General features: G+C 38.0%; 21 protein-coding genes and 1 tRNA gene. 20 read left to right on the plus strand and 2 right to left on the minus strand.

Features of this window, described 5'->3' with window-relative positions:
* The first annotated feature begins 267 nt into the window (after window positions 1-267).
* The 17 genes from D7D81_RS06175 to D7D81_RS06255 all read left to right on the plus strand — a co-directional run bounded on the left by D7D81_RS06175 (window position 268) and on the right by D7D81_RS06255 (window position 17660).
* Window positions 268-960, plus strand: a complete 693-nt coding sequence (locus D7D81_RS06175; RefSeq protein WP_125988305.1) for a response regulator transcription factor — start codon at window positions 268-270, stop codon at window positions 958-960.
* The gene (locus D7D81_RS06180) at window positions 953-2344 is read left to right on the plus strand and encodes a sensor histidine kinase (RefSeq protein WP_125988307.1); all 1392 of its coding nucleotides are present in this window, start codon (window positions 953-955) and stop codon (window positions 2342-2344) included. The genes D7D81_RS06175 and D7D81_RS06180 overlap by 8 nt, the downstream gene beginning before the upstream one ends.
* Window positions 2345-2630: 286 nt before the next feature.
* Window positions 2631-3146: a Spy/CpxP family protein refolding chaperone gene (locus D7D81_RS06185; RefSeq protein ID WP_125988309.1), complete on the plus strand. Its 516-nt coding sequence runs from the start codon at window positions 2631-2633 to the stop codon at window positions 3144-3146.
* Between the two features lie 333 nt (window positions 3147-3479).
* Window positions 3480-4781, plus strand: coding sequence for a phenylacetate--CoA ligase family protein (locus tag D7D81_RS06190; RefSeq protein WP_125988311.1), 1302 nt, complete (start codon window positions 3480-3482; stop codon window positions 4779-4781).
* A gap of 15 nt (window positions 4782-4796) precedes the next feature.
* Entirely contained in the window at window positions 4797-5222 is a 426-nt protein-coding gene (locus D7D81_RS06195) for an ACT domain-containing protein (protein ID WP_125988313.1), read from the plus strand.
* A 98-nt stretch (window positions 5223-5320) separates the two neighbouring features.
* On the plus strand, window positions 5321-6598 hold the full coding sequence (locus tag D7D81_RS06200; protein ID WP_125988315.1) for an HD-GYP domain-containing protein: 1278 nt from the start codon (window positions 5321-5323) through the stop codon (window positions 6596-6598).
* Window positions 6599-6603: 5 nt separating this feature from the next.
* Window positions 6604-7272, plus strand: a complete 669-nt coding sequence (locus D7D81_RS06205) for a DnaD domain-containing protein (RefSeq protein WP_164522130.1) — start codon at window positions 6604-6606, stop codon at window positions 7270-7272.
* On the plus strand, window positions 7181-8032 hold the full coding sequence (locus D7D81_RS06210; RefSeq protein WP_125988319.1) for an ATP-binding protein: 852 nt from the start codon (window positions 7181-7183) through the stop codon (window positions 8030-8032). The genes D7D81_RS06205 and D7D81_RS06210 overlap by 92 nt, the downstream gene beginning before the upstream one ends.
* A gap of 15 nt (window positions 8033-8047) precedes the next feature.
* Window positions 8048-8383 carry a hypothetical protein gene (locus tag D7D81_RS06215; RefSeq protein WP_125988321.1) on the plus strand — a complete coding sequence of 112 codons (336 nt, stop codon included), beginning with the start codon at window positions 8048-8050 and terminating at the stop codon, window positions 8381-8383.
* An 88-nt stretch (window positions 8384-8471) separates the two neighbouring features.
* A tRNA-Leu gene (locus D7D81_RS06220) sits at window positions 8472-8556 on the plus strand.
* A 161-nt stretch (window positions 8557-8717) separates the two neighbouring features.
* Window positions 8718-9998 (plus strand): trigger factor, encoded by a 1281-nt coding sequence (gene tig / locus D7D81_RS06225; protein WP_125988323.1) that lies wholly within the window; start codon window positions 8718-8720, stop codon window positions 9996-9998.
* Between the two features lie 68 nt (window positions 9999-10066).
* On the plus strand, window positions 10067-10663 hold the full coding sequence (gene clpP / locus D7D81_RS06230) for an ATP-dependent Clp endopeptidase proteolytic subunit ClpP (RefSeq protein WP_125988325.1): 597 nt from the start codon (window positions 10067-10069) through the stop codon (window positions 10661-10663).
* A gap of 21 nt (window positions 10664-10684) precedes the next feature.
* Window positions 10685-11935, plus strand: coding sequence for an ATP-dependent Clp protease ATP-binding subunit ClpX (gene clpX / locus D7D81_RS06235; RefSeq protein ID WP_125988327.1), 1251 nt, complete (start codon window positions 10685-10687; stop codon window positions 11933-11935).
* A gap of 162 nt (window positions 11936-12097) precedes the next feature.
* A complete protein-coding gene (gene lonB / locus D7D81_RS06240) occupies window positions 12098-13774 on the plus strand; it encodes an ATP-dependent protease LonB (RefSeq protein ID WP_125988329.1) in 1677 nt (558 codons plus the stop codon).
* A 107-nt stretch (window positions 13775-13881) separates the two neighbouring features.
* Window positions 13882-16242: an endopeptidase La gene (gene lon / locus D7D81_RS06245; protein WP_125988331.1), complete on the plus strand. Its 2361-nt coding sequence runs from the start codon at window positions 13882-13884 to the stop codon at window positions 16240-16242.
* Window positions 16232-16819, plus strand: coding sequence for a ribosome biogenesis GTP-binding protein YihA/YsxC (yihA, locus tag D7D81_RS06250; protein ID WP_125988333.1), 588 nt, complete (start codon window positions 16232-16234; stop codon window positions 16817-16819). Before lon ends, yihA begins: the two co-directional genes overlap by 11 nt.
* A 16-nt stretch (window positions 16820-16835) precedes the next feature.
* Entirely contained in the window at window positions 16836-17660 is an 825-nt protein-coding gene (locus D7D81_RS06255; RefSeq protein ID WP_125988335.1) for a class I SAM-dependent DNA methyltransferase, read from the plus strand.
* Here the strand turns inward: D7D81_RS06255 and D7D81_RS06260 are convergent.
* Both D7D81_RS06260 and D7D81_RS06265 read right to left on the minus strand, forming a co-directional pair.
* Window positions 17643-17909 carry a YqhV family protein gene (locus tag D7D81_RS06260; protein WP_125988337.1) on the minus strand — a complete coding sequence of 89 codons (267 nt, stop codon included), beginning with the start codon at window positions 17907-17909 and terminating at the stop codon, window positions 17643-17645. The two genes, D7D81_RS06255 and D7D81_RS06260, sit on opposite strands and share 18 nt — an antisense overlap.
* Before the next feature lie 81 nt (window positions 17910-17990).
* The gene (locus tag D7D81_RS06265; protein WP_125988339.1) at window positions 17991-19757 is read right to left on the minus strand and encodes an FAD-dependent oxidoreductase; all 1767 of its coding nucleotides are present in this window, start codon (window positions 19755-19757) and stop codon (window positions 17991-17993) included.
* Between the two features lie 356 nt (window positions 19758-20113).
* On the opposite strand from D7D81_RS06265, the gene D7D81_RS06270 reads away from it, so the two are divergent.
* The 3 genes from D7D81_RS06270 to D7D81_RS06280 all read left to right on the plus strand — a co-directional run bounded on the left by D7D81_RS06270 (window position 20114) and on the right by D7D81_RS06280 (window position 22973).
* A complete protein-coding gene (locus D7D81_RS06270) occupies window positions 20114-20803 on the plus strand; it encodes an FMN-binding protein (protein WP_125988341.1) in 690 nt (229 codons plus the stop codon).
* Between the two features lie 166 nt (window positions 20804-20969).
* Complete coding sequence (locus tag D7D81_RS06275; RefSeq protein ID WP_125988343.1) at window positions 20970-22016, plus strand: FAD:protein FMN transferase; 1047 nt, start codon at window positions 20970-20972, stop codon at window positions 22014-22016.
* Between the two features lie 6 nt (window positions 22017-22022).
* Window positions 22023-22973: a polyprenyl synthetase family protein gene (locus D7D81_RS06280; protein WP_125988345.1), complete on the plus strand. Its 951-nt coding sequence runs from the start codon at window positions 22023-22025 to the stop codon at window positions 22971-22973.
* The last annotated feature ends 66 nt before the right edge of the window (window positions 22974-23039 follow it).

The raw sequence follows: 23039 nt of genomic DNA on the forward strand, positions 1-23039 counted from the left end.
TTATTAAGTATTAATCAATAATAATAACTATTAGTATTATAAAAGAACTAAAATGTTTTGTCAAGTGTTTTATTAATTTTTTGTATAAAAAGGTATATTTAATCAAGGAATAGCTAAAGCGGCTTTATTAGAAACTAAATAAGCAGGTATTCAAGCCAATTCTTATTATTTCCATTAAGGCCTTTTTAATATGTAACTACAGCAGGATATTGACAGTAGATGTAGAATGTAGTTTTTAAGTCATTATAATTAAGGGATGGGGTTTTTATGGCCAGGAAAATATTAGTGGTTGATGATGAAGAGAAGATACGTAGAGTTAGTAGGGCATTTTTAGAAAATGAAGGATATCAGGTCAGGACTGCTGCTGATGGTTTGGCTGCCCTGAAGATGGTTGCTGAATATAAGCCAGATCTCCTTGTGCTTGATTTAATGCTGCCTGGTATTAGTGGTGAAGAGGTCTGTCAGAGGATAAGAAACAGCTATAATTTGCCGGTAATAATGCTAACTGCTAAAGGGACAGAGGCTGATAAGATTAAGGGGTTTCAATATGGTGCTGATGATTACCTGGTAAAACCCTTTAGTCTTAAGGAACTGACTATGAGGATTAGGGCGGTTTTGCGCCGTAGTAGTAGTGATCTCCCAAGGGCTGATGTCCTGGTTTATAATAATGGTTTGATAAGAATCTATCCAGAAAAGATGATAGTTGAACAGGAAGGGGAAACAGTTGATTTAACTAAAACAGAGTTTGATATTTTCTATTTTTTAGCCAGTAATCCCGGTCGTGTCTTTAATAGGGATAAGATAGCTGAAAGGGTAATGGGAATAGAATTTACAGGGTTTGATAGGACCATAGATGTCCATATAAAGAATATCAGGAAGAAACTAAAGTTAAAACGAGGCCAACTTATTGAGACAGTTTATGGGGCTGGCTATAAGTTTAGGGATGATTTAAATGAGTAAACTGGGTTTTAAAATATTTTTAATAATATTACTAATAGCTCTAGGTGGTCTCCTTTTTACCAGCCTTTATTTAAACATTAGCATTAACCGTAATTTCACTAATTACCTGTACCAGGATAGGAAAGAAAAAATTGAACAGTTAATTGGGTTATTGAAAGATAGTTATCAGGCAGAGCATAACTGGTTACAGGGACGCTTGCTAACAGCCAATTTTGCTAAAACAAATGACCTTTCTTTAATCCTGGAAGACAGGGTAGGTAATATACTATATCATTATGATAATCATATGATGGGACCAGGTATGATGCAGCAGCATGGTATGATGAATAGAAGAAGGACTCCTATTGACGACAGCCGTTTCCCCGCGGAGATATTTAAAATAGAGATTAATGGGAATAGAGTAGGGACACTCTACTGGTACCGGGATAAAGAGTATAGTAATTTATCAGACGCAGCCAGTTTCTTTATTAAGAAGATTAATGCTGGTATCCTGATAGCGGGAATACTGGTAGCCCTGATTACGATTGTTATTAGTCTATTTTTTTCCCGTTACTTGACTATTCCCTTGATAAAGATGAATAGGATAGCCCAGCGAGTCGCTGAAGGTGATTTTAATCATCATCTTATTGTTAAAGGAAATGATGAGCTGGCTGAACTGGGTAATTCGATAAATGAAATGACAGACAAACTAAACTACCTGGAAAGGATAAGGCGGGAGTCTACAGCTGACCTGGCTCATGAGCTGAGAACCCCCTTGACTACTATTAAGAATTACCTGGAGGCAGTTACAGCAGGGGTCTGGCGGTTTAATAATGAAACCGCTGCTGAGATAGAGGAGGAATTAGATAGATTGGTCAGGCTAGTTAACCGTCTGGGGGAATTATCGGAAGCGGAAAAGGATGTTGTTAAAGGAAAATTGAAGCCTATTGATTTATCAGAAATTTTTCCAGAACTGCTTGAACATTTCAGGCCGCTGGCAGTCAATAGGGGTATAGATTTAGTCCTTAAAGAGGCTGCAGAAAACTGTTTTATTAAAGGTAATAGGGACAGTATTGAGACAATTGCAAATAACCTCCTTTCTAATGCTTTAAAATATACCCTGCCTGGGGGAAGGGTTGAGGTGAGACTAGCTAAAACTGATACTCAGGCCTGTTTATCTGTAACCGATACTGGTCTAGGAATTTCTGCTGAGGATTTACCTTATATATTTGAAAGGTTTTATAGGACTGACAGGTCGCGCTCCAGTAAAACGGGTGGTACTGGTATAGGACTGACCATAACTAAAGAGCTTGTCAGGGGTATGGATGGGGAGATTAAAGCAGTAAGTGAGGGGGAAAATAAAGGTAGTACCTTTACAATTGTCTTTCCATTAAGAACAAAGTGACTACGTCATTCTAAATTGTTCGAGAATAATTTTAATTCTTCCGCTTGTCGTTCACTCCAGCATCCGTGCCTCTGTTCTCTGTCACAACTTTTTGTTCCGGCGTCCTGCCTCCACAAAAAGTTAGAGTCGCTACAGAATTAAAATTATTCATATACAATTTACTTATCCGCAATTTCTAAATCACATAATTCCTAGTAGACGTTAAAAAAAGTAGATTAAATTCATATTTCCTTCACAATTATCTCCTATAATATAATTAAAGAATTTTAAACAAGGAGATGATAGAGTGAGAAAGAAAATATTAATTACTGCTTTAATGGCATTGATATTGGCACTGGGAGTATCCAGTTATAGTCTGGCCTATGGAGGAGGTCCAGCGTTTAGGCCGGGGGGCGGCTTTATGCATTATGGTATGCATCATGGCCCAAGATATCAAGATAGGAACCCTCTTGATTTGACTGAAGAGCAGCAGACTCAGTTGAGAGAGCTGCAGGATGAATATTTTTCTCAAATGGAAGATAATCATCAGGAATTATTCGACTTTAATAATCAATTAAGGGAAGCTGTTTTGGCCGCTGATGAAGGATTAATCAAGGGGCTTAAAGATAAGATTGATTCCCTGGAAAATGAATTAACTGACCTAAGGGTTGATTACTGGAGAGGGTTGCATGATATTTTGACCGAAGAGCAACTGCTGGAGATAGAAGAAGGGTTTGATAAAAAAGGAAGAGGATTTAGAGGTCGTGGAATGGGAATGGGGCCGTATGATAATGCCTATGGAATATGTCCATATATCTATTGATTTTGCTATCAAGTCCGGTTTTTACCGGGCTTTTTTATTTTTATAAGATAGATCAATTGATCTATCTTATAAAAATAAAGTGCAGGGACTATTGCAGGAAATTAAACGTATATACTGAATATATATATTATGGTTATCTATAAGAGTCTGTTCGAAAAGTATCAGTATATACCCGCCGGGGATTATATATCCCTTCACTCAACGGTAACGCCTTAACTTCGCTTAGGGATATATAATCCCCTGTTTATACCTTTTCGAACACACACTATAATATATATGCTGATTACCCAGGATATAAATACATTTTATTATAAATGAAGGGAGTAGTGAGAAATGGTCTGGAATGAAAAATTTGAATGTATGCTGCGTGAGGAATTAAGTAGGTGGCAGGGAGAGAAATTGCGTGAAATGGTAGAAAGGGTCTATCATAATGTACCTTTTTACCGTCAGAAAATGCAGGAGTTAAATGTAATACCTGAAGATATTCAGGGAGTAGAGGACCTTAAAAAATTACCTTTTACCACTAAACAGGATTTAAGGGATAACTATCCCTATGGTCTTTTTGCTGTACCGGCAAGTGAGATTGTCAGGGTGCATGCCTCTTCAGGGACTACTGGTAAGCCAACAGTCGTTGGTTATACCAGACGTGACCTGACAGTATGGTCTGAGGTAGTAGCCAGAACCTTAACCTGTGCTGGTATCGGTAAAAACGATTATATCCAGGTAGCCTACGGTTATGGTCTCTTTACAGGTGGTTTAGGGGTTCATTACGGTAGTGAAAAAGTAGGTGCTACTGTAATTCCTATTTCAGGTGGTAATACCAAAAAACAGCTGCAGTTAATGCATGATTTCGGCAGTACAGCCCTGGCTTGTACCCCTTCTTATGCCCTCTATCTTGCTGAGGCGATGGAAGAAAAGGGAATAGACCCTGCTGAACTAAAATTGAAGACAGGGATCTTTGGGGCTGAACCCTGGACAGATAATATGAGAAAGACTATAGAAGAAAGATTACAGGTACAGGCTATCGATATCTATGGGTTGAGTGAGATAATCGGTCCTGGTGTTGCCAGTGAGTGTCAAAAGCAGAATGGTCTGCATATTAATGAAGACCACTTCATACCTGAAATTATAGATCCAGCTACTTTAGAAGTTCTGGGAGAAGGGGAGAAAGGTGAATTAGTTTTTACTACAGTAACTAAAGAAGGCCTGCCTTTACTACGGTATCGCACACATGACCTTACAAGGTTACATTATGATAAGTGTGCCTGTGGTAGAACCCTGGTAAGGATGGAGAAATGTCTGGGTAGGAGTGATGATATGCTGATTATCAGAGGGGTTAATGTCTTCCCTTCCCAGATTGAAAGTGTCCTCCTGGAAATGAGTGAAACAAAACCACATTATCTCTTAATTGTTGAACGCAAAAATAACCTGGATGTACTGGAGGTATGGGTTGAGGTTGAGGACCAATTTTTCTCAGACGAGATTAAAAAACTTGAAAAACTGAGTGAGAAAATAAAAGATAATCTGCAGAGTACCCTGGGCCTGTCAGCCAAAATCAAATTGGTCGAGCCCAAAACCCTGGAGCGAAGTGAAGGCAAGTCACAGAGGGTTATTGATAAAAGAGAATTATCTTAAAAGGGGGGATTTACCTTGTTTATTAAACAACTATCTGTTTTTCTGGAAAATAAATCAGGACGGCTGACGGAATTGACTGATATTTTAGGTAAGGAAGGAATTAATATGTCGGCTTTGAGTATTGCTGAGACTTCTGAGTTTGGGATAATCAGGGTAGTAACATCTGACCCGGAGAAAGCCCTGAAGGTCTTAAAAGAAAATCATTTTTCTGTTAATCTGACTGATGTAATTTGCCTGGCTGCACCTAATGAACCTGGTGCCCTGGCCAGAGCTCTAAAGGTATTATCAAACAAGGGTATTAGTGTTGAGTATATGTATGCCTTTTCAACTGGTGACAAGGCTCTGGTAGTTATTCGAACAGAAAAACTGGCCGAGACTGTAGAAGCCTTAAAAGAACATAAGATGGAACTCCTTAAGGCCAGTGAGTTATATGAAATATAAAAATAGCTAACATTATATTATTAGGGAGGAATAGAGAGAAAAACCTCGAAATATATATATGGAAGCAATAAAGAGAATCAATAAAGGGGCTGCAGTGAATGGAGAATAAGGAATACAGTATTTCACTCTATAAGATTCTTAAGTCTTTTTCATCTGCAATGGACTTAATAAGTACAGAGGTGGTAGGTCACCACAAAAAGGTAGCCTATGTCTGTTATGTCCTCGGTCTGGAACTGGGGCTGAAACCACTGGAGTTAAAAGACCTGATTTTTGCTGCCTTGATCCATGATATTGGGGTTTTTTATCTGGATCAGAATTTCAGTGACCTGGCCTTTGACAGCAGGAGTAATCTCCACGCAGAGGTTGGTTATCAATTAAGCAGGGATTATTTCCCCTCTAAAAGGGTCGCAAAGATAATTAAATACCATCATGTAGAATGGTCTGAACAGGGCCAGCTTGATGAAGGGGATATTCTCTATATTAGTAGTATATTATTCCTGGCTGATCGGATCTGTACACTCCTTAATGGTAATGATGGCAGGGAAATACTCAATAGGGTCTCTTTTATTGTAGAAAAGATTAACTCCCTGGCTGGTCAAAGGTTTTATCCTCCTGCCGTAGAGGCCTTTAATAAGGTAGCTGACAGGGAGTATTTCTGGCTGGATTTAACCAGTAACCAGGAGATAACAAGGAAATTTGATAGTTTAGAGCTTATAAACCAGGAATATATTGATTTAGATATTCTCTTAGATATCAGTCAGTTAATCAGTTATATAATTGATTTTAGGAGTCCCTTTACTGCTACCCATTCAATGGGTGTAGCGGCGGTCTCTGAAAAACTGGCAGCAGATACGGGTTATGGTGGTAGTGAATGTAAGATGATGCGTATTGCTGGATATTTACATGATATAGGGAAACTGGCTGTGCCTTTAGCTATCCTTAATAAACCTGGTAAATTGAAAAAGAATGAATGGCAAATTATGAAGACCCATACATATTATACATATAGAGTGCTGGCCCAGGCTGAGGAATTAAGTGTGATTAGAGACTGGGCGGCTTTTCATCATGAGACATTAAAGGGGGACGGTTATCCCTTTCATTTAAAGGCTGGACAATTGTCAAGGGGTTCTCGTATTATGGCCGTGGCAGATGTTTTTACTGCCTTAACTGAAGATAGACCATACCGGGATAGTATGTCTAGAGAAAAGGTCTTAGAAATATTAGCAGAGATGCTTAGCAACCAAAAACTTGATCAGGATATTGTTGCAATAGTAAGGGATAGTTATAGTGAGTATTCTTCCATAAGGTCACAGGCCCAGCTTAAAGCAATTAAACATTATAATGAATTTAAGCAGAGGATTAATAAGAGCTTATAATCGAGGTGTTAATCTTGAAGACAAATGAGATACCTGAGGGCTATGTTTTGATTCCTTCTTCTATATATGAAGATAATAGATTGAAGGCTCATGAGATAGCCCTGCTTTCTACTTTATATAGTCAGCTGAAAAAAGGCCAGGATAGGATAACTATTGCCAATGAAAAGATATTAAAAACAGCTGGTCTTACCAAGGGTGAATATTTAAGTTCACTTAAAAAGCTGAAGGCCTTTGACTGGTTAATAGATGTCAAGGTAAATAAAATAGACACTTCTATAGTATTGAAAAATGAACTTTCTAATGCTAAAGAGGATGAAATAGGTAGTAGAATTGCCAGGGCCTGGAATAAATATTTTGGTACCAGGTTAATCAAATATACTGATCTGGAAGATTTATTAGACTTTGTAATAAACAGGGATATGGAAGAAGAACTCATCTTAAAGGTAATGGAATATAGTGGAAAAAAGGCTGATGGGGACCCGTTTTTGTACTGCCGGGCGATATTAATAAATTTAAGCAGGAATGGTGTCCTTACCCTTAAAGACTATGAAAAAAAGAAAGAGGAAAAAGGGGAGTTCTATAATGGCAAACAGATTTCAGGATCTAATAGAGAAAAAGATGGCCAGCATGAAGATGAAATCGCCAAAGGATACTATAAAAAAGGATACCGTTAGTAAATACTACACTGAAGAGGAAACCATCAAAAGAATTTATCAAGTGATTATTAAAAATAGTAATATACCACCTAAATTTAATGAGGCATCTTTTGCAAATTTTAATCTCTCTGAGATAAACTCTAAAAATAAGAGTAAGGTTGAAAGCCTGAAAAATTATGCGCGTAATATTAATCAGGCTGTGCAGATTCCCCAGTCAATCTATATGTTTAGTGAGTATAATGGTTGTGGTAAAACACACCTGGCAATAGCTATTTTGAAACAGGCTGCCTGGCAGTATGCTGCCAACTTATATCATAAATCACCACTAAGGTATAAAAGACGCGGTATTGATATTAGTAATTTAGAACTGCTACCGATCTTTTTTATGAGTGAAAAGAACTATTTATATAAGAAGAAACTACTATTTAATAATGAAGATCAAAAGCTCCAGGAAGAAGTTCGAAAAATAGAGAGGATGGTTATCAGATCAGATTTACTGGTAATAGATGATTTCTTAAAGGAACGCAATACAGACTTTACCTTTAATGAGTTGACTTCCTGGATATGTTTGCGCTATGAACAGAATAAACCGGTAATTTTTACATCAAATATGGATTTTACTGACCTGGCTTTACGTAATAAAAATAATCCCTATTATAAGACAGATAATTTTAATAATGCTACTTATCTGGCCTCTAGAATAAGTGAGATGACTAAGGGATATAAATTTTATTTTTACAGTTCACCAGGTGATGATTTCAGGCAGAAGTCTTACTGACAAGGGGGACCATAATTGCTTTTAAATAGAAGTCAAATTATTAGACGTTTAATAGAGGTAAGAAGGTTTATGTATGAAAATAAGCATGGTGATATAGAGAAGGGTTATTTAAAAATAAAGAAAGACCTGGATGAGCTTATCTATGATATAGTTGGTGATTTCCTGAACGAGACTGATAGGGCACAGCTGGACAATATACTGGAAAAATCTATTTCAGGTGAAATACCTGTTGATATGGCCATGGTGGCCATCAAAGAGCTGGCTATAAGTTATTATGAGAATGGTGGGATTATTGAGGAAGAGGGGAAAGATAATACTGCAGATCATTTCTATAAAAAGGGTTATCGCTAGAATTAAATTAAGGGCTTGACAAGAAAGACTGTATATGCTAATATTATAAATGCTTTGAGTGGAAAGCAGGTAAAACTGCTTTTATTATGCGAAGGTGGCGGAATTGGCAGACGCGCTAGACTTAGGATCTAGTGGGTTTTCCCGTGCGGGTTCGACTCCCGCCTTTCGCACCATAAATTAAATATAACCCCGATATGGTATAGGCCAGATCGGGGATTAAATTTATTAGTTGCCAATATAAGGGTATATATTATATATTTATTTAGAAATGTATAATATTGAAAAAACATTATTAAAACTATATAATGTTACATATTATTTAAGGAGGCTTTTTATGGAGGTTGCCAAAGAATTACTGGAAGGAAATAAGATTGAATTAAAGGTGGAAGTTGAAACAGATAGGGTTAATGATGCCCTTCAAAAGGCATATAAAAAAGTGGTTAAAGATGTTTCTCTACCTGGGTTTAGGAAGGGGAAAGTGCCTCGTAAAGTACTGGAAGCCAGGTATGGTAAAGAAGTGCTTCATCGGGATGCCTTTGATATTATCATTCCTCGGGCATATTCAGAGGCTGTTGAGAGTACAGGGATAGAGCCTATTGCTCAACCTGAAGTAAATGATTTCTATATAGCAGAAAATGAGCCAGCAACTTTTGTAGCTGTAGTTGAAGTCAAACCTGAGGTGGAACTGGGAGAATATACTGGTCTTGGTATTGAAAAGGAAGAAGTAGAGGTAACTGAAGATGATATTGAAAGCCACCTTAGTAGAACACAGGAGCAGCATAGCCAGCTGGAAAGTACTGACCGTGAACTAGTAGAAGATGGGGATTTTGTAATTATTGATTTTGAGGGCTATGTTGATGATGAAAAATTTCCCGGGGGGACAGCTGAAGAATATACTCTGGAGATTGGTTCAGCTTCCTTTATACCCGGCTTTGAAGAACAGTTGATTGGCAAAAAGGTGGGAGAAGAGGTAGAAATAGAGGTAAGTTTCCCAGAGGAATATCAGGCAGAGAATTTAGCGGGAAAAGATGCCCTGTTTAAAGTAAATATAAAAGAGATTAAGGTCAAGAAATTACCTGAGCTGAATGATGATTTTGCTAAAGAGGTTAGTGATTTTGACACACTTGCTGAATTAAGGGAAGATATAAAAGAGAGGTTGAGCAAACAGAAGAAAGAAAAGGTTGAGCGTGAATTTGAGGATGAGTTAATCAAAACTGTCTCTGATAATGCTGAAGTAGATGTCTCTGAGACTCTGGTCAATAACGAATTAGATATGATGTATCAAAATATGGAATACAGTTTGTCTATGCAGGGATTAAAGATTGATGACTATTTTTCCCATTTTGGGTTTGATGAAGAGACCTGGCGGGATAAGAACAGGGATGAGGCCGCTAGTAGGGCCAAAAGTAATTTAGTTCTGGAAGCAATTGCAAAAAAAGAAGGAATTGAAGCCAGTGATGAAGAAATAGATAATAGGATTGAAGAGATAGCTGAAGAAGGAGAGAGAAGTGCTGACGAAATCAAGGCTCTCTTGCAGTTGCAGGGACAACTTGAGGGGTTAGTACATTCAATAACAATCAAGAAGGTTATTGATTATCTGGAAGAAAACAACTAAATAGTTAATATTGAGAGGGTTTAAATAATTATTTATCGGGAATAATGTATTTTAAGGAGGGAAAAATTATGGCACTTGTACCAATGGTTGTTGAGCAGACTAATAGGGGTGAACGCTCATATGATATTTACTCCAGGTTATTAAAGGACAGGATAGTATTTCTGGGGGACCAGGTGACTGATCACCTAGCAAATCTAGTTATAGCCCAGTTACTTTTCCTGGAGGCGGATGACCCTGATAAAGATATCTATCTTTATATAAATAGCCCAGGGGGTTCAGTAACAGCTGCTCTGGCTATGTATGATACAATCCAATATATTAAACCAGATGTAGTTACTATTTGTATGGGGCAGGCTGCCAGTGCTGGTGCTTTACTGCTGGCCTCTGGAGAAAAGGGTAAGAGATATGCCCTCCCTTATGCCAGGGTAATGATTCACCAACCGGCAGGTGGTGTTCAGGGCAAGGCAACTGAAGCTGAGATTCATATCAAGGAATTATTACGAATCAGGGAAACACTGAATCAAATACTGGCTAATCATACAGGTAAAGATGTAGAACAGATTAAAAAAGATGTTGAGCAGGATTATTTTATGACAGCAGAAGAAGCAGTTGAATATGGTATAATAGATGAAGTAATAAGCAGAAATGACCTGAATGAAAAGTAACCTTATAAGAGGTGATATAATTTGTTTAAATTTGGAGATGAGAAGGGGCAGTTAAAGTGCTCATTCTGTGGAAAATCCCAGGAACAGGTGCGCAAACTGGTTGCTGGCCCAGGGGTTTATATCTGTGATGAGTGTATAGAGCTCTGTAATGAAATAATTGAGGAAGAGTTAAATGATGGTATGGAATTTACCCTGCAGAATATCCCCAAACCCAGAGAGATTAAAAAGATCCTTGACCAGTATGTAGTTGGTCAGGAGCGTGCCAAAAAATCTCTGGCGGTAGCAGTCTATAACCATTATAAGCGGGTTAATTCTGATATGAAAATAGATGATGTAGAATTACAGAAGAGTAATATACTGATGGTAGGGCCGACCGGATGTGGTAAGACTTTACTGGCCCAGACACTAGCCCGGATACTGAATGTACCATTTGCTATTACAGATGCAACCTCTTTAACAGAAGCTGGTTATGTTGGTGAAGATGTTGAAAATATTCTATTAAAGCTTATTCAGGCTGCTGATTATGATGTTGAAAAAGCCGAACGGGGAATTATCTATATAGATGAAATTGATAAAATAGCCAGGAAGTCAGAAAATCCATCAATTACAAGGGATGTCTCTGGAGAAGGTGTTCAGCAGGCCCTTTTGAAGATTTTAGAAGGGACGGTGGCAAGTGTACCGCCTCAGGGAGGCCGGAAACACCCTCACCAGGAGTTTATCCAGATTGATACTACCAATATATTATTTATAGCTGGTGGTGCTTTTGATGGTCTTGATAAGCTTATTAAGTCCCGTGTCAGTAATAAGGTGATGGGTTTTGGTGCTGATATAAAAAGTAAGGGAGAAGAGAATATAGGAGATACCCTAAAGGATATTTTACCAGAGGATCTCCTACATTATGGTTTAATTCCTGAATTTATCGGCCGTCTCCCTGTTATTGTGACACTGGATGAGCTGATTGAATCTGATCTGGTTAAGATACTAACTGAACCAAAGAATGCCCTGGTAAAACAGTATACTAAATTCTTTGAGATGGATGATGTGGCTCTGGAATTTACAGCAGAGGCCTTATCTGAGATAGCCAAAAAGGCTTTGTCCAGAAATACTGGAGCAAGGGGGCTCAGGGCTGTTGTTGAAGAGGCTATCCTGGAGATAATGTATGATCTTCCATCAGATAGTTCTGTAGAAAAATGTATTATAACACCTGAAGTTATCAAGGAAAACAAAGCACCTGAATTATTAAGGGTAGATGGTAAAGAAGAATCTGCTTAAAAAATAAAATTCATTGTATATTTAAGGGCTTCTCAATTTAAAGGGAAGTCCTTTATTTTTCTGCCTGTCTTAAGGATATTTTACTGGCTTAAGGATATACTAATTTATGTGAAATCAATTAAAGCAGTAAATCATATCATCAAAGCACAGGGGGCAGATATAATGGATACATCTTTTTTGGGTATTTTAACACTGGTACAGTTCTTTTTTATGATAGTGATTGGTCTTTACTTCTGGAATATGCTACGTAATCAACAGGGAACTAAAAAAGCAGTTATTAAGGAATCAAAGAATGAATTAAATAAACTTAGATCGATGAGGAGGGTTTCTCTAACCCAGCCTCTATCTGAAAGGACAAGACCGACATCTTTTAGTGATATAATTGGACAGGATGAAGGTATTGAAGCCTTAAAAGCAGCTATCTGTGGTCCGAATCCACAGCATGTAATTGTCTATGGACCACCAGGTATAGGTAAAACAGCTGCTGCTAGACTGGTCCTGGAAACAGCTAAAAAAATGCCTTCTTCTCCTTTTAATAATGATTCCAAGTTTATTGAACTTGATGCTACAACAGCGCGTTTTGATGAAAGGAGTATTGCTGACCCGTTAATCGGTTCGGTTCATGACCCGATTTACCAGGGGGCAGGTCCTATGGGTATGGCTGGTATCCCCCAGCCAAAGCCTGGGGCAGTAACCAAGGCACATGGTGGTATTTTATTTATTGATGAGATCGGTGAGCTTCATCCTATTCAACTAAATAAACTGCTTAAGGTATTAGAAGACCGCAAGGTTTTCCTGGATAGTGCTTACTATAGTGAAGAAGATACTAATATTCCCCAGTATATTCATGATATTTTTCAGAATGGTCTGCCAGCTGATTTCAGGCTTATTGGGGCAACCACCCGCCAACCACAAGATATCCCCCCTGCTATTAGGTCAAGGTGTCTGGAGATATATTTTAGTGATTTACAACAGGAGGAACTGGGTCAGATCAGTCAAAGGGCTGTTAAGAAAATGGGTTTTTCTATTGAAGAAACAGCCCTGGAGATGATTCAGCGTTATGCCCGCAACGGCCGGGAGGTAGTAAACATGACCCAACTGGCAGGTGGGATAGCTACTGGAGAAGCCCGTAAAATAATCATACTTGATGATATAGAAAGGGTAATAAATAGTGGTAGGTTTTCACCTAGACCCGATCGATTAGTTCATGATTTTCCTCAAATTGGGGTTGTCAATGGTCTTGCTATCAGCGGGCCAGATATGGGTATCTTACTGGAAATAGAAGTAGCCGCAATTAAGGTGCTAGATGGCCAGGGTTCAATTCGGATTACCGGTGTTATTGAGGAAGAAGAGATGGGGGGACGGGGTCATACACTGCGCCGCAGGAGTATGGCTAAAGAATCGGCCGAAAATGCTTTGACGGTTTTACGTAGGATGATGTCCAGTGATCCCTATGATTATGATATACATATTAATTTCCCCGGGGGTTTACCAATTGATGGACCATCAGCTGGAGTGTCTATAGCAGTAGCTATTTATTCTGCCTTAACTGGGACTACTGTCGATAATAAAATTGCTATGACAGGAGAGGTCTCTATCCGGGGACTTATTAAACCGGTGGGTGGAGTAACAGCCAAGATAGCGGCGGCTAAAAGGTCAGGGGCAAAGAAGGTGTTAATACCGGAAGAAAACTGGCAAAATATCTATAAAAAGATTGCTGGTATAGATATTATTCCGATTACAACACTGGAAGAGGCAATTGATCAATCTATGAGTGTCAAAGAGGAAGACAGGTTAAAACTAATTACTTCTGATAAATTGATGACTATTACTAATTAACAATGCTAACCCCGTCACAGGCGGGGTTATAAAATTACTAATAATTTTACTTTTTGTGAAGGAATATGCTATCTTTAAGCGAATAGAATAATTGAGGTGAGGAAGAGATGACAGAGGATATTAATAATATTGAAGAACAGGAAATCGAAGAAGTTCTGGAACTACCCTTACTGGCATCCAGAGGTGTGGTTGTTTTTCCATATATGGTAATCCCTTTACTGGTTGGTAGAGAAAAATCAATAGAGGCCCTGGAGAAAGCTATGCTGGCTGAAAAAGAGATTATTGTAACAACCCAGAAAGACCAGGAGATTGAAGAACCGCTGGCAGATGACCTCTGTCTTGTGGGGACAGTAACTGAGGTTAAACAGTTAGTTAAACTCCCTAATGGCATGATAAAAGTCATTGTTGAAGGGAAAAAACGGGGGAGAATACTTGAGTTTGTTGAAGATGATGAATATTTTGAGGCCAGGGTTCAGACCTATGATGATGATATTATAGAAACTGATGTAAACTGGAAGGCCTTAATGCGTTCTGTATTAAATAGTTTTGAGGAATATGTAAAATATAATCGGCATTTGCCTGCTGAAACAATGATGGGTGTCAATAATATTGAAGAGCCTGGTAGACTGGCTGATGTTATTGCTTCTCATTTGGAATTAAAATATAAGGATGAACAGAGCTTACTTGAAGCCCTTGATGTAAAAGAACGGTTGGAGGAATTATTAGGTATAATTAAGAATGAGATTGAGGTTCTTAAGATAGAACAGCAGATTCAAAAGAAGGTCAAAAAACAGGTTGAGAAAACTCAGAAGGAGTATTACCTCCGGGAGCAGTTGAAGGTGATTAAGGAAGAGCTTGACCTAGAGGAAGATAGTGAGATAAACAAATACCGTCAACAGCTGGAGGAGTTACATATACCGGAGGATATTGCTGAAAAAATTGAGGATGAAATTAATAGGCTGGATAAGACACCGGCTATGTCACCTGAGGCTACTGTTATCAGGAATTACCTGGACTGTGTACTTGACTTACCCTGGGGGAAGACCAGAGATGAAAAACTGGAGATTGAACAGGCCCAGCTGGTACTTGATGAAGACCATTATGGTCTAGAAGATGTCAAAGAGAGGATACTTGAGTATTTGGCGGTTCGCAAACTGGCCCCAGAAAAGAGTGGACCGATATTATGTCTGGCCGGTGCTCCTGGTGTTGGTAAGACCTCCCTGGGAAAATCGGTAGCCCGGGCTTTAAAAAGGAATTTTGTCAGAATATCCCTTGGTGGGGTCAGAGATGAGGCAGAGATCAGGGGGCATAGAAGGACATATATTGGCTCCCGCCCAGGAAGGATTATTAATGCTATGAGGGAGGCTGGCAGTAGTAACCCAGTATTCCTACTTGATGAGGTTGATAAAATGGCTGCTGATTTCAGGGGAGACCCTTCTGCTGCTTTACTGGAAGTTCTTGATCCTGAACAAAATGGTGAATTTACTGACCATTATTTAGAGATACCTTTTGATCTTTCTAAGGTGCTTTTTATTACTACTGCTAATGTAACTCATCCCATACCAGCCCCTCTGTTGGATAGGATGGAGGTAATAGAATTGCCTGGTTATACAGATGATGAAAAGATAAAGATAGCGGAAAAATACCTCCTGCCGCGTATCTTAAAAGACCATGGACTGGATAATGAAAAAATAAGTATTTCCACAAATACTATTTATCAGATAATCAGGAGATATACCAGAGAGGCTGGAGTCAGAAACCTGGAGAGGAAATTATCTGCTGTCACACGTAAAGTAAGCCGTGAGATAGTAGAGGGTAGAGAAAGGCAGGCCAGGGTAACAACACAAAATCTTTTCAAATACCTTGGTGTAGAGAGATTTAAAGATGAAAAAGCCAAAAAGAAAAACAGGGTTGGGGTAGCTACTGGAATGGCTTATACCAATGCTGGTGGTGATATCCTGGATATTGAGGTCGCTGTTGTAAAAGGAAAAGGCAAACTAATTTTAACTGGCTCACTGGGGGATGTTATGAAAGAATCAGCTCAGGCTGCTTTAAGTTATATTCGTTCCAGACAGGAAGATTTAGGATTAGAAGATGATTTCTATGAGAGATATGATCTACATATCCATGTACCACAGGGTGCGGTTCCTAAAGACGGCCCATCAGCAGGGATAACTATTGCTTCAGCTATTGGTTCAGCTTTATCTCGGAAACCGTTGAGGGGAGACTATGCGATGACAGGGGAGATAACCCTGCGGGGTAGGGTTTTGCCGGTGGGTGGTGTTAAAACTAAAGTACTGGCTGCCCGCCGAGCAGGTATTACAAAAATTATTCTACCAGAGGAAAATAAAAAGAACTTTCAGGAGATAAAAAAACAAGTCAAGCGGGATATCAAAGTACATTATGTAGCACATATGGATGATGTTTTAGAGTTAATCTTAATGGATGGTGAAAATAATGAGGTTTAAAAATCCTGTATTTATAAGTAGTGCCTATAGTAATAATGATTATCCACAGCATAACTTCCCTGAAATCGCTTTTTCAGGGAGGTCTAATGTGGGAAAGTCTTCCATGATTAATAAGCTACTCAATAGGAATAAACTGGCCCGTACAAGTTCACAACCAGGGCGGACACAAAGTATTAATTTCTTTAATATTGATGATCGTTTTGTGCTGGTTGACCTACCAGGTTATGGTTTTGCTAAAGTCCCCCTTAAAGTTAAGAAAGAGTGGGGGCGTTTAATAGATGACTATCTTTATAATCGTACTAATCTTGTTGGCATAGTACAGATTATTGATGCTAGACATAAACCAACTAAGGATGATTTTATGATGGTTAACTGGTTAAAGGACACAGGGATACCAACTATTATTGCTGCTACCAAGGTTGATAAATTAAAGAAGAGCCAGCAGAGCAAACAGAAAAAACTGATTAGAGAAACCCTCCAACTTGCTGAAGATATGGATTTCTGTTTTTTTTCGGCCAAAACAGGAGAGGGGAAGGACCAGATTTTTAATTTTATTGTAGATTTAATTGAAGGTTAACAAGGGGGGCAAAACAATGGAGAAAAAAGCCTATACAGAATTTTTTGCCCAGATTTATGATAATATTATGGGGGCAGTCCCATATAAATTATGGTTTGAGTATATCCATGATATTCTTAATTACTATCAGTGTAAAGCAGATTCTGTCCTGGATTTGGCCTGTGGTACAGGGACAATGAGTCTTCTTTTTAATGATCAAGGTTATTATGTAACCGGGATAGATCGTTCACAGGATATGCTTGCTGTGGCCGAGGGAAAAATTGATAAGCGAAGTAATATTGATTTTGCTGCGGCGGATTTAAGGGAGTTTACTACTGTAAAAAAGTATGATTTAGCAATATGCCTTTTTGATAGCTTAAATTATATTTTAACTGCTAAAGAACTGTTTGAGGTCTTTAATCAGGTATTTTCTGCCCTGAATGATCATGGTCTTTTTATTTTTGATATGAATACCATAACAAGGTTAATGAGTATTAAACCTGGTACAACTATGTTTCACGGAGAGGGTTATAGTTGTTTTTGGGAAGATATCGTAGATCAGAAGCAGGAGAGATGGAAGGTTCGTTTAAAGATTTACCTGGATAATCGGGATGAGTGTTATGAGGAATTACATGAAGAGAGGGGTTATTTAATCAGTGATGTTATAAGCTTATTGCAAAAAGCTGGGTTTAATAAGATAGATGTCTTTAGTGCCTATACCTTTAATAAAGGTAGGGATAATGATAATAGATTATATTATACTGCTTTTAAGAAGGCCGTAAAAATGAACCAATTCAGCCTGGCTTATTTATTTAGAAAAATGAAATGGGGGGTTAAGTCTTTTTTATCTGCTGCCAAGTAGTATTAAGAAGACACCGAGTCCTATTAATAATATTTTTTTAAAGTCTAGCTGACTGCTTATTCCTGTTAAACCGAGAAAGGTGACCAGTATTAGAATAATAGGCCCAACTAATCCCAGTAAGGCATTTATTCTGATAGCAGTATCTATTTTTTTGAAATAAAACATAAGACCAGCTGCCCCCATTTCAATAAGGCTTGAAATGATTCTTAAGAATATCATCAGATAAAGTATATTATTTGTTTTAAACATATAGCTCCCTCCCCTTTAAAGTATATGAAAGCAAAAAAGACCTTACCACCTAGTGGTAAGGTCTTTTTTGCTTAATGGTTGTTAATCATTGTTGATAGGGTTCATAACCAGCTGTAGGTCTTTATTTTTACCTCGTTTTTTACGCCAGATTATTCTTCTTAACCACGGTAGTAGATAGTAATCAACACTAAGTGATCTGCCAGCACCGATCACAGCTATTGAGCTGAAAAGGAACCAGGGGAGAGTAACATTTTGTGGATAAAAGCCTGATAAAAAGAAATTGATAGTCATAAAGAATGAACCGATACCACCTAAGGGGACCAAGATGCCAAGAATTAATGAGGCTGACAGTGCTAGTTCTCCCATAGTAATCATTACCTGAAATAAATAGGCATTGGGAAAGACAACTGCCTCCATAAAACTTACATACCAGTCCAGGGCATTAGGACCAATAGGCGAGGTTGATGCCCCGGCTACCAGTTTATCCCCGGCAGTCAGCCACCCATTATGAACCTTGTCAAGTCCAGAGATGAGCCATTGAAATCCCAGGAATATGCGGAGGAAAGCCAGTAGAAATGAAGATGCTTCCCAGCTGAAATGGTCAAAACTCTGGGCAACTAGTCCCTTACTGGAGCTTTGTTCTTTTATATAGTTAAGGATATAGCCGATTCCATTTTTGAATCCACCTAATGAAAAGAGGTAATGCATGTTTACAAGGTGTTTCATATACATTGCCGGCCAACTGGTCAAGGAAATACCCATCAGGTCAGCTAGAGCATATTTACCTCCGATAGATACCATTATACCGTGGAGTTTAGCCTTAATCTCCTCCTTTTTAGAACCATTAATATCTGCAGCAATATTGTGGGCTGCTGTTTCACCTGTCTGTAAAGCGGCTTCTACCAGGGCTGGAAGTGCTTTTTCATCCTGCCAGGGGGTATGGGCATTGTCACCAATAGCATATACCTCAGGATACTCTATTGTTTGTAAATAACTGTTAACCTCTATTCTGCCTCTTTTATCTGTTTTTAATTCCAGGGTAGTGGCAGTATCAGAAGCCATGACACCACAATTCCAGACTATTGTCCGGCAGTTAAGCACATCACCATTGCTAAAGACCAGGCCATTTTCTTTTACTTCATCTACAAAGGAACCCAGCTTAAGATTAACACCTTTTTTCTGCAGATAATCCATAGCCTTATCAGCCAATTTTTGATCTAAAGAAGGGAGTATTCTGTCGAGACCCTCACAGAGATATAAGTTTACCTCATCACGAGGAATCTCGTATTGAGCAGATAGTTCATCAAGCCATTCTATTAATTCTCCAAGCATCTCTACACCTGTAAATCCACCACCACAGACGGCAAAAGTAAGTAATTCCCTTCTTAACTGGGAGTCTCTAATAACCCTGGCCTCCTGAAAACATTTTTTAATGTGCTGGTTTATTGCTTCAGCATCATCTATAGACCAGAGGGTAAAGGTGTTTTCATCTGCACCCTTTACACCACAGTGGGTTGGTTGACTACCGGTACCAAGAATAAGGTAGTCATAATTATATTGAAAATTTTCTGAGCTAAGTGTTTTGCTTTCAAAATCAATATCATTAATCTTATCTTTTACTATATTAACTTCTGTTGGATTAAATATATCATTTAATCCAATCTTTACTCCTTCACTATCAATTCTATTCCCAGCGACCTCGTGTACTTCTGTTAATAAGGTATGGTAAGGGTTATTGTCAATCAGGGTTATAGTGGTATTGGGATTTTTTTTCAGTAGTCTATTTAGTTTTTTAGCAGCGGTTATTCCACCATAACCTGCCCCAAGAATTATAATATTTTTACTCATTTTTGACCTCCTTGATATTTATTATTCCCTTCACAAAGGGTTTTGATTAATTAAAAAAGGAATAAATTAAATTAGTTATGTTACTTATTTAACAATTATATTATAGCATAATATTTTCCATATGCAAAGGAAAATATGAATATACTTGACGAATGTAAAGATAGAATGTATAATTAACATACAAAATATAGATAACCCTTGAAAACTATTAACATTATTTGAAATTAACATATTTTTAAAAATATCTGTGTTTCCTTTATATGTGAATTTATTTATTTGGGTATAAGTTGTGTTTATATTAACAAGGAAATAGAAGAACCAAAATGTGCTAATTCTTTTGAAAGGGGGTGAAATAAATGATAAAGAAGAGTATGATCTTGTTAATTAGTTTATTATTAGTAGCTGTTTTGTCCTTTAACATATTAGCTGCTGAGGCTAATTATAAAGATGGTTATTATCTTGGTTTTGTTGCTAATGATCATGGTGATGTAGTTATCGAAGTCATTATTAAACACGGCCAGATTGTTGACCTTAATATGATTAACCCTTTCAAGCTTCACTATGAATATGCTGAGGGTAAAAAGGCTTTCTTAGAATACCCTTACATGGTTCTGGAAAATCAATCAACCCAAGTAGATGGTATTACTGGTGCTACACATAGTATGCATGATTATAATGAAGCAGTTGACATGGCACTGGCTATTGCCAGTGGAAACTATCAGGGTAATAAATACTATGGTTTAGCCGAAGATTTTGAACATGGTCATGTGATAGTTGAGATTACAGTAGAAAATAAAGAAATTACTGATGCCAGGCTGGTAACTGCTAACCCGGAATTAGTAGATAATGAAGACGGTCGTGAAAAACTAATGCCTGCTAAAGCTGCTGATTATGGTTCGAAACCTGCCCTTGAATATTTTAACAGTTTTCCAGAGAAAGTAGTTGAAAACCAGGGTAAGGTAGATGTCCTTACAGGGGCTACCCATAGTGGTGAAAGCTATAATGAAGCACTTGACATGGCTTTAATTCAGGCAGGCCTCAAGTAAATTTCTGATATACCAATTTTCTGAGGAAAGTCTATAACAGGCTTTCCTTTTTTCCTTTACTGTTTTGGGGAATAAGTAATCAAGGCTTGCCAAAGACTATATACAGGATATGGGTATTGGATTGTTGACTTTTCTAAGGTGATAGATTAATATAAATGACAGGGTGATGAAAGTGGCTAAAAAAATATATATTGCAGTATTATTAATAGTAGTTGTGATGATAACCTTTACAGCCTGTCAAAATAAAAGGGAGAATGGGACTCAGCCAAAGGATGCGACAACATTTTTAATGGGTACAGTTGTTCAAATGAGGGTTTATGGTAGTAATGCCCAGGAAATTATCGATAATAGTTTTGCCAGATTAAGGGAGATTGAGAATGAAATGAGCACTAACATTGTTTCCAGTGAAATATCTAGAATAAATACTCATCCAGGAGAAGATATCAAGGTCAATGCTGATACATATAGGGTGATTAAGAAGGCGGTTGAATATGCTAATTTAACAAACGGAAAGTTTAATCCGGCTATTGGCCCACTTGTAAAGTTGTGGGGTATTGGAACAGAGAATGCCCGGGTGCCTGCTGAAGATGAAATTAAAGAGGCCTTAAAACTAGTTAATTATCAATGGATTGACCTGGATGATGAGCAGATGACAGTTATGCTGGAAAAACAGGGGATGAGCCTTGACCTGGGTGCTATTGCCAAAGGCTATGCTGCTGATGAGGTTAGAAGGATTGTAAAAGATTCCAGGGTAGTGAGTGCTTATGTTAACCTAGGAGGCAATGTACTGGTAATTGGTGAAAAGCCTGATGGAACCCCCTGGAAGGTAGGTATACAGGATCCCCGTCATAATCGCGGTAATGTTATGGCCAGTATAGATGTAAGGGATAAAACATTAGTAACTTCAGGTAATTATGAGAGGTATTTTGAAATGGATGGTGTTATCTACCACCATATTCTTGATCCGGATACAGGCTACCCGGCAGATAGTGGTCTTTTAAGCTGCACAATTATAACAACTGATTCCTTTGATGCAGATGCCCTATCTACCAGTATTTTTATCCTTGGACCAGCAAAGGGGCTAGAACTACTTGAAGAGATTGATGGTGTTGAAGCAATGTTAATTACTAAGGATTTGGGGATAATACTATCAAGTGGAATTGAAGGTGAAGTTGATATTCTAAATGATGATTTCCAATTAAATGGGATGTGATTTTGTTTGACTAGATTCAATGATTTTCGAATAGAATTAAATAATTATATGAAAAAACACTGTGAATCCAGAAGGGATATATTAAACACAGCAATCAGTGATTTAATCAATGGTGGGGGAAAGAGGCTCCGGCCTATTATGATTAATATAGCTGCTGGTTTTGGCAATTATAATAAAGATAAGATAATACAGCTTGCCAGTGGTATTGAATTACTCCATATGGCTACCTTAGTACATGATGATATTATTGATGAAGGAAAACTAAGGAGAGGTCGGGAAACTGCTCAGCATAGATTTGGCAAAAATATTGCAGTCTTTGTGGGTGATTATCTCCTGGCGAAATCATATATTTTATTTTCTAATAATCTTTCACGAAAGGGTTTAAACAGCTTAAATAAAACAGTGCGTCTTATATGTGAAGGTGAGATAGCTCAATTCCAGGAAAAATATAATTATCATGTGACAGTAAGGGATTATTTAAAGAGGATCAGGCGAAAGACAGCTTTGCTTTTTGGGCTTAGTACCTATCTGGGGGCTTACGAAAGCGGCTTAAGGGATAATTTATTACATCATTTATATAATTTTGGTCTTGAATTAGGAATGTCCTTTCAGATTCAGGATGACCTCTTAGATTTTACTGGTGATGAAGAAAAAACAGGTAAAAAGGTAGGTCAGGATATGGCAGCAGGTATTTATACCTTACCTGTTATCTGTCTGCTGGAAGATGGTAATTATCAGAAAAAGGCATGGCAGCTGCTCAGGCAGGGTGATTTTACTGAGAGAGATATTAAACAGATTACCGAGATGGTAAAGGAGAGCGATTCACTAAATAGGAGTAAGACTATGGGGGAACGTTTCCTTACCCGAGCAATAAATCATCTCAAATCTCTACCAGCCGGTAAGCCTAGAGATGATCTGTATTATATAATTGACTGGCAGTCCAGCAGAGAAAAATGATTATTTTAGCTTGAATTTACTTGACAAATCCTATTGTTCACTGTATAATTTAAAAATGTCAAGGGA

The organism is Halocella sp. SP3-1 (genome assembly GCF_003953885.1).
In the GTDB taxonomy this organism is placed as follows: Bacteria; Bacillota; Halanaerobiia; order Halanaerobiales; family DTU029; genus Iocasia; species Iocasia fonsfrigidae.

Bases quoted from the DNA above. Each gene is read 5' to 3' on its own strand.
- D7D81_RS06175 (WP_125988305.1), top strand. From the start codon at position 268: ATGGCCAGGAAAATATTAGTGGTTGATGATGAAGAGAAGATACGTAGA.
- D7D81_RS06180 (WP_125988307.1), top strand. From the start codon at position 953: ATGAGTAAACTGGGTTTTAAAATATTTTTAATAATATTACTAATAGCT.
- D7D81_RS06190 (WP_125988311.1), top strand. From the start codon at position 3,480: ATGGTCTGGAATGAAAAATTTGAATGTATGCTGCGTGAGGAATTAAGT.
- D7D81_RS06200 (WP_125988315.1), top strand. From the start codon at position 5,321: ATGGAGAATAAGGAATACAGTATTTCACTCTATAAGATTCTTAAGTCT.
- D7D81_RS06210 (WP_125988319.1), top strand. From the start codon at position 7,181: ATGGCAAACAGATTTCAGGATCTAATAGAGAAAAAGATGGCCAGCATG.
- tig (WP_125988323.1), top strand. From the start codon at position 8,718: ATGGAGGTTGCCAAAGAATTACTGGAAGGAAATAAGATTGAATTAAAG.
- clpP (WP_125988325.1), top strand. From the start codon at position 10,067: ATGGCACTTGTACCAATGGTTGTTGAGCAGACTAATAGGGGTGAACGC.
- lonB (WP_125988329.1), top strand. From the start codon at position 12,098: ATGGATACATCTTTTTTGGGTATTTTAACACTGGTACAGTTCTTTTTT.
- lon (WP_125988331.1), top strand. From the start codon at position 13,882: ATGACAGAGGATATTAATAATATTGAAGAACAGGAAATCGAAGAAGTT.
- yihA (WP_125988333.1), top strand. From the start codon at position 16,232: ATGAGGTTTAAAAATCCTGTATTTATAAGTAGTGCCTATAGTAATAAT.
- D7D81_RS06255 (WP_125988335.1), top strand. From the start codon at position 16,836: ATGGAGAAAAAAGCCTATACAGAATTTTTTGCCCAGATTTATGATAAT.
- D7D81_RS06260 (WP_125988337.1), bottom strand. From the start codon at position 17,909: ATGTTTAAAACAAATAATATACTTTATCTGATGATATTCTTAAGAATC.
- D7D81_RS06265 (WP_125988339.1), bottom strand. From the start codon at position 19,757: ATGAGTAAAAATATTATAATTCTTGGGGCAGGTTATGGTGGAATAACC.
- D7D81_RS06270 (WP_125988341.1), top strand. From the start codon at position 20,114: ATGATAAAGAAGAGTATGATCTTGTTAATTAGTTTATTATTAGTAGCT.
- D7D81_RS06275 (WP_125988343.1), top strand. From the start codon at position 20,970: ATGAAAGTGGCTAAAAAAATATATATTGCAGTATTATTAATAGTAGTT.